Annotated in this window: 5 protein-coding genes; 4 read left to right on the plus strand and 1 reads right to left on the minus strand. The window is 34.1% G+C overall.

All coding sequences use genetic code 11. From position 1 onward, the window contains the following. Positions 1–51: 51 nt before the first annotated feature. The 4 genes from FLS47_RS05750 (at position 52) to FLS47_RS05765 (ending at position 6,821) form a co-directional block, all read left to right on the plus strand. Positions 52–1,290, plus strand: coding sequence for a sensor histidine kinase (locus tag FLS47_RS05750; protein ID WP_149913428.1), 1,239 nt, complete (start codon positions 52–54; stop codon positions 1,288–1,290). An 81-nt stretch (positions 1,291–1,371) separates the two neighbouring features. Beyond that, positions 1,372–2,625 carry a TolC family protein gene (locus tag FLS47_RS05755; RefSeq protein ID WP_149913429.1) on the plus strand — a complete coding sequence of 418 codons (1,254 nt, stop codon included), beginning with the start codon at positions 1,372–1,374 and terminating at the stop codon, positions 2,623–2,625. A gap of 4 nt (positions 2,626–2,629) precedes the next feature. Further along, positions 2,630–3,727 carry an efflux RND transporter periplasmic adaptor subunit gene (locus tag FLS47_RS05760; protein WP_149913430.1) on the plus strand — a complete coding sequence of 366 codons (1,098 nt, stop codon included), beginning with the start codon at positions 2,630–2,632 and terminating at the stop codon, positions 3,725–3,727. A gap of 4 nt (positions 3,728–3,731) precedes the next feature. Continuing rightward, the gene (locus FLS47_RS05765; protein ID WP_149913431.1) at positions 3,732–6,821 is read left to right on the plus strand and encodes an efflux RND transporter permease subunit; all 3,090 of its coding nucleotides are present in this window, start codon (positions 3,732–3,734) and stop codon (positions 6,819–6,821) included. A 72-nt stretch (positions 6,822–6,893) separates the two neighbouring features. On the opposite strand, the gene FLS47_RS18235 is transcribed toward FLS47_RS05765, so the two are convergent. Further along, a partial coding sequence (locus tag FLS47_RS18235; protein WP_223225146.1) for a transposase occupies positions 6,894–7,077 on the minus strand: 184 nt, incomplete at its 5' end.

Below are 7,077 nucleotides of genomic sequence, written 5' to 3' on the forward strand. Positions count from 1 at the left end.
GTCATAATTTTAACAGTTTCGGCCATAATTTATTTTTCCTTTTACTCTACTATGGAAAAAAAGGAAATAAAAGCACTCGAAAGTAAATCACTCTTGGCGGCTATTTATTATCTAGAACAAGATGAACTTTCTTCTTCCGAGCATGAGAATATTAAAAGCCAATTGTTAAAAACCATTTCTCGCAAAAATATTGCCGTTTACAACAATAACAGTGACAGGGTAAATGGTGAAATGACAAATGATATAAGTATTTCCAAGGACTTTCTACAAGAAGTTAGAAAACATAATAATGGTATTTTTCACACGGAGGACTACTTTTACAAAGGAATTTTTTATACAGATAATCAAGGTGATTTTGTGGTTGTAGTTCGTGAATCTAAAGTAGTTTTTAACGATCAAATGAGTTCGTTGCTTCAAATTTTACTTATTGCTTCCATAGTTGGTTTAGCCATCATCTACCTGTTGTCGCAATATTTAGGATTTATAGCTTATCAACCCATCACACATTTTATTTCTCAGATAAAAAACAGAAACGGAATCAATTTTAAAGAGCCGATTATTCTAGAACATTCTTATACTGAAATAAAAGAATTATCGACGACTTATAACCGTTTCATTAATCAAATTTCAGAAACATTTTCGGTACAAAAGAATTTCATAGACTATGTTTCTCACGAATTACGTACGCCGATTACCGCTTTAATGGGCACTTTGGAAGTTACAAAACAAAAGGATAGAACCACTGAGGAATATCAAGAAGCATTGCAACAATTACAGCAATATACGATAGATCTACAAGAAACAATCGATCAAATGATGTTGCTTTCAGGGGTGAAAACCAATTTTGAATTGTCGCCTATTCGCATTGATGAAGTGATTTGGGAATTGGTAGAAAACCAAATTGTCTATCATCAAGCAGATATTAAAGTAGATTTGGATGTGAAAAATGATCAATTATTGACGATCAACGGGAACAATCAATTACTAAATTTAGCCATCGGAAACCTTATTTCTAACGCCATTAAATATTCTAATAATCAGCAAATACAGATACAATTTTCAACTATTGAAGAGCGATTAATTCTTCAAATTATTGATATGGGAATTGGAATTGAAACTGACGAGTTACCTCAAATTCGGCAAAATTTCTACCGTGGAAAAAACACATCTTCTTATCAAGGTAAAGGAATTGGATTATCTATGGCTGATATTATTTTTAAAATTCATCATATCGAATTAGAGATATTAACCAATCAGCCCAAAGGAACCATTATGCGATTAACATTTTAAGTAATTCTAATCAAATTCTAATCTATCTTAAAAACCTCCTTAATGTTTGATTTCTAGTTTTGAACTTTCAAAGTTCTAGAAATGAAACATCTTTTATTTCCTATTGCATTAATCTGTGCTGCGCCTACTATACAGGCTCAAACCATCACATTAACCGATCTCGAAAGTCAGTTTATTCAAAATAACTCAAAACTTCTTGCTTCAAAATTTAATATTGATAAGGCCCAAGCCGAAATCATACAGGAGAAATTATGGCCAAATCCTACGCTTTCAATTTCTGAAGTTAACCTTTGGAAAACGTACAATATTGAAAAGCAACCCTATCTGTTTGGTAAGTATGGGCAAAATCAACAAATTTCTGTTGATTTGGAGCAGATGATAGAAACAGCTGGCAAACGTAAAAAACGTCTAGCGTTTAAAAAATTAGACCAAAAATCAGCATCTTTTGAGTATGAAGAATTACTACGCGAATTGCGTAAAGAGTTAAGATTAACCTTTTATGATCTAGAACGCATTCAGCAAGAAGTTACGCAATTGAATGAGATTGTTTACTTGTACACGCAAATGAATGCCCAGTACAAACGTCAATCTGAGCTGAAGAATGTATCTTCGGCTGATTTTTACCGTATTCAAACGGAATTAATTGGATTGCAAAAACAGCAAGTTGAAATAGAAAATGAACAATTTGAAGCGTTAAGCAAACTTCGAATTTTGACGCATAATCACAGTTTAGATGTTACACAAATCACTTTTGAAACATCCGCAAACATCAAATCCCAAATATTACCGATTAATCTTGTTGAAATTGCCAAACAACAGAACATTGGATTGAAACGTCAATTAAATGAAAAAGCAAAAGCGCAACAACTGTTAGTTTTAGAAAAGGCAGAAAAGAAGCCGGATCTTACCGTACAAATGAATTACGATCGTGGTGGAAATATTATGAGTGATTTTATTGGTCTAGGGGTTAGTTTCGATTTACCTGTTTTTAATAGAAATAAAGGCAATATCAAAGCAGCTGAAATTGGTATTATACAAGAGCAATCCAATCAACTAACCATCGAGAATAATCTTATTCAGTCCATTCATCAATTACGAAATCAATTGATTAGAATAGAAAAATCGCTTCAAAATTGGCCAGTTGATCACCTCAAAAATCAAAAACAAATGCTCGATAATTACAAAAAGCATTTCCAAAATAATCAAGTGACTTTATTGGAATTTATTGATTTTACTCAGGCTTATCGTGAAGCCAATCAAGCGTATTTCCAATTGCAACAGACTTATCAAAATACTTTCGAAGAATTACAATATATCGTAGGAAAAGATTTTTAATCGTATGAACAAATCTATATACATTTTAGCTGCATTATTGTTTGTTTTAAACAGTTGTGCCAACAAAGAAGAAAAAAAAACAGTTGAAGTAAATAAAAACGAAACTTTCTGTTTAAATGATCAATTGAAAAAGTCAACAACTATTTCTACAATTTCTGAACAACCTATTCACGAGCAGCTAACGCTTACAGGTAAGGTTGAATATAATGAGAATGATTTAGTAGCTCATAAAAGTTTACTACAAGGGGTCGTTAATAGTGTCAATTTCGAATTGGGCGATTATGTCCGTCAAGGGCAAGTATTAGCCGTTGTAAAATCTGCCGAAGTTCAGGGGATAACACAAGAACGTCGTTATTACCAAAATCAGATTGATTTATTACGCAAACAAATACAATCAAAAAATGAATTATTAAAAGATGGTATGAGTTCACAACCTGAGGTTTTAGCATTAGAGCATGAACTACAAGCAGCTCAAATTGAATGGGATAAAATCAATTCAACTTTAAAAATGTATCGTGCAATAGGTGACGAGCAGTTCCAAATTTTGGCGCCTAAAAACGGATACATTGTTCAGAAAAATATCAGTTCTGGTCAATCTATATCTAATGATGCAGACGAAGCTTTGTTTTCAATTTCTAACTTAAAACAAGTGTGGGTAATGGTGAATATTTACGCGAGTAATTTAAAATACATTAAACAAGGCGATCACGTAAAAGTAAAAACGGTAGCGTTTCCTGACAGAATGTATGCAGGTAAAATTGATAAAATATATAACATATTCGACGATAACGAACACGTTATTAAAGCCCGAGTAGTATTAGAAAATCAAGATTTAAACCTAATGCCTGGTTTAAGTGCGGATATCATCATCGACAAAAAAAATGTGATTGGGACTGCTTTTGCAATTCCTAATTCAGCCAAAGTATTTGAGAATAATAAAGAATATGTTGTCGTTTATAAAGACGATTGCTCAATGGAAGTTCGAAAAATTACGGCTATCGCATCCAATGCTGAATATACGTATGTAGAAGAAAAATTTGCAAAGAACGAGAAGGTTATCAGTTCGAATGCTTTGCTTTTAGTGGAAGAATTAAACAAATAATCCGATGCAGAAGTTAGTACAAGCAGTCGTAACCTTCTCGTTGCGCAATACCACATTTGTTATTTTCGCTACTTTAGCATTGCTTTTTGGTGGAATTTTCTCCTTAAAAAAGACACCTATTGAAGCATTTCCGGATGTAACCAATACCCGTGCACGTATTATTACACAATGGACTGGTCGTAGTGCAGAAGAAATGGAAAAGTTAGTGACTTTACCTGTTTCTAAAGTGATGAATAGTATTCCGCATAAATCCAATATTCGTTCGATTTCCTTATTTGGATTATCCGTCGTAACAGTACAATTTGAAGACGGAATTGATGATTTTTATGCGCAACAATATGTGTCTAACAAATTAAACGGTGTCGATTTACCACAAGGAGCCGACGCATCGATCGAACCGCCCTCGGGGGCTACTGGGGAAATTTTCCGTTATGTTATTAAAAGTGACTTGCCAATTAAAGAAGTCACCGCCATTCAAGATTGGGTGATCGAACGTGAATTGCTTTCTGTACCCGGAGTTGCCGATGTGGTGAGCTTTGGTGGTGAAGAAAAAATCTATGAGATAAAAATCAATCCAACCGAACTAAAGAATTACGATTTATCACCATTGGATGTATACGAAGCCGTTTCTAAATCCAATGTAAATGTAGGTGGAGATGTTATTCAACAAGGAGATCAAGCGTATGTAGTACGTGGCGTGGGTTTGCTGGATAAAATTGAAGACATCGGTAATATTACGGTAAAACTGAATGGTTCTACACCCATTTTAATTAAGAATGTTGCTGAAGTAATTGTTTCAAGTAAACCACGTTTAGGACAGGTCGGCTACAATGAACATGATGATTTGGTCGAAGGTATTGTGATTATGCTTCGTGGTCAAAATCCATCAGAAGTTATTGGCAACTTGAAACAAAAAATTGAAGAGCTTAACGAACGTACTTTACCAGATAATGTCAAAATAGAAACGGTAGTCGATCGTACCAAATTGGTCGATAATACAGTGAAAACGGTCGCAAAGAATATGGTTGAAGGTATATTATTGGTATCACTAATTGTATTTATTTTCTTGTACAATTGGAAGTCAACCTTCATCGTTGCATCGGTAATTCCATTGGCTTTTTTATTTGCCATTATTATGCTCAAAATTCAAGGTTTACCAGCGAATTTAATTTCAATGGGAGCTTTAGATTTTGGATTATTACTCGAAGGGACGCTCGTGATTGTAGAAACGGTTTTTGTCGCTTTAGCCACCATGCAGCACAAAGTTGGGTCGGAGCGTTTTGCAAAAATGAGCAAAATGGGCGTGATTAAGAAAAGTGCAGGAAGTGTAGCTTCTTATATCTTCTTTGCATTAATAATTCTTATTGTAGCCTTATTACCCATTTTCTCTTTCCAAAAAGTAGAAGGAAAAATGTTTACACCATTAGCTTTTACATTGGGTTATGCTTTGTTAGGTTCGCTAATCTTGAGTTTAACATATGTTCCAGCAATGTGTAAATTGTTATTCACTAAAAATATCGAAGAAAAAGAGAATTTCATTTCAAAATTTTGTATCAATTCAATTTACAAATTATTCAATATCTCATTCAAAGCCAAAACTTTAACAACAGCTGTATTTGTTGGACTCTTGGCGATTTGTTCAGTGAAATTTATGAATTACGGTTCGGAGTTTTTACCACAATTGAATGAGGGATCAATTTACGTGCGTGCCACTTTACCCAATAGTATCAATCTGAAAGAGTCAACTCGATTAACCAAAGATATGAAAACACTGTTATTGAAAGATACTGAGGAAATAGACTTTATCTTAACGCAAACAGGAAGGCCAAACGATGGTACCGATCCAACAGGGTTTTTTAATATCGAATTTAATATCCAGCTAAAAGACGAATCCGATTGGACACGTTCTATTTCGAAAGATGAAATCATCCAAGATATGCGTAATAAATTGGCTAATTATCCAGGAATTACCTTTGGATTCTCACAACCGATTCAGGATAATGTAGAAGAATATGTGGCGGGGGTAAAAAGTTCTTTGGTAATTAAAATCTTCGGAGACGATTTATACGATTTAGAAAATTATGCTAATAAAGTATCTACATCCATTGGAAAAGTAAAAGGTATTACAGACATTAATGTGTACAAAAATATTGGTTTACCTGAATTAAAAATTCAATTACACGATACCAAAATGGCACGTTATGGTATCAGTACGGCCGATGTTCAAGCCGTAATTGAAATGACAATTGGAGGTCAAGCAGCTACTAAATTCTATGAGAATGATCGACAGTTTGATGTAATTCTACGTTTCGAGAAAGAATACCGTGACTCTCCAGAAAAGATTGGTAATATTCTAATTCCAACAAGTAACGGACAAAATGTACCGCTACAAGAAATAGCAACGATTGGCTACAAAACTGGTCCTGCTTTTATTTACCGTGAAGGAAACAGCCGTTACATTGGTGTTGGTTTTAGTATAGATGGGCGCGATTTAGGTTCAACGATTTCGGAAGCAAAAGAAGTGGTAGCAAAAGAAGTGGAACTTCCAAAAGATAACTATATGGAATGGGCAGGTGAGTTCGAAAGTAAAGAACGTGCTTCAAAACAATTAATGACAGTAATTCCAATTTCTTTAGTCCTAATACTGCTGTTATTGTACAGTAATTTCGGAAATATGAAAGATACGGCATTGGCAGCGATTACAATTCCATTTGCCTTTATTGGAGGATTTCTATCCTTATGGATCACCAATACTATCTTTGGAATTTCCGCTGGAATTGGATTAATCATTTTGTTTGGAGTTAATACCATCAATGGGATTATCTTAATAGCTGTAATGAAAGATAATCTAAAAGAATATCCATTGATAAAAGCTATTAAATTAGGCGTGAAAAGTCGTATCCGTTCCATCTTAATGATTGCTCTAATGGGGTCATTAGGGTTATTACCAGCAGCTTTATCTACTGGAATGGGTTCAGAAATCCAAAAACCGTTAGCCATTATGATTGTAGGTGGATTAATGATTTGTTTAGTTTTATCGTTTACGGTATTGCCAACGGTGTTTTATTATGCATATCGTAAAAATAAGCTATAATGACTTATAAGTTTAACCTAACCTACTTATTTTTTGGTATAACATAACACCACAAAAGTCAAGTACCGTGAACTACCCATTTGCTAAAGACAAATGGGCTTCGGGCTTCACAGACTTGTGCTTTGTTGCCAAAGTCTTATTTGAGTCTCCGCCCGTGTAATCGCCAGTTCCTGACGATATTATTTTTAATCCTTCTTTCAGAATGTTTCTTGCAGCGTTTAAATCACGGTCTAAAACGTGTCCATTTTTGCAAGTC

The organism is Sphingobacterium cavernae, from assembly GCF_008520265.1.
Lineage (GTDB): Bacteria > Bacteroidota > Bacteroidia > Sphingobacteriales > Sphingobacteriaceae > Sphingobacterium > Sphingobacterium cavernae.

What these genes read in the sequence shown, in the direction of transcription:
- FLS47_RS05750 (WP_149913428.1), top strand. Translation starts at nt 52, where the DNA reads ATGGAAAAAAAGGAAATAAAAGCACTCGAAAGTAAATCACTCTTGGCG.
- FLS47_RS05755 (WP_149913429.1), top strand. Translation starts at nt 1,372, where the DNA reads ATGAAACATCTTTTATTTCCTATTGCATTAATCTGTGCTGCGCCTACT.
- FLS47_RS05760 (WP_149913430.1), top strand. Translation starts at nt 2,630, where the DNA reads ATGAACAAATCTATATACATTTTAGCTGCATTATTGTTTGTTTTAAAC.
- FLS47_RS05765 (WP_149913431.1), top strand. Translation starts at nt 3,732, where the DNA reads ATGCAGAAGTTAGTACAAGCAGTCGTAACCTTCTCGTTGCGCAATACC.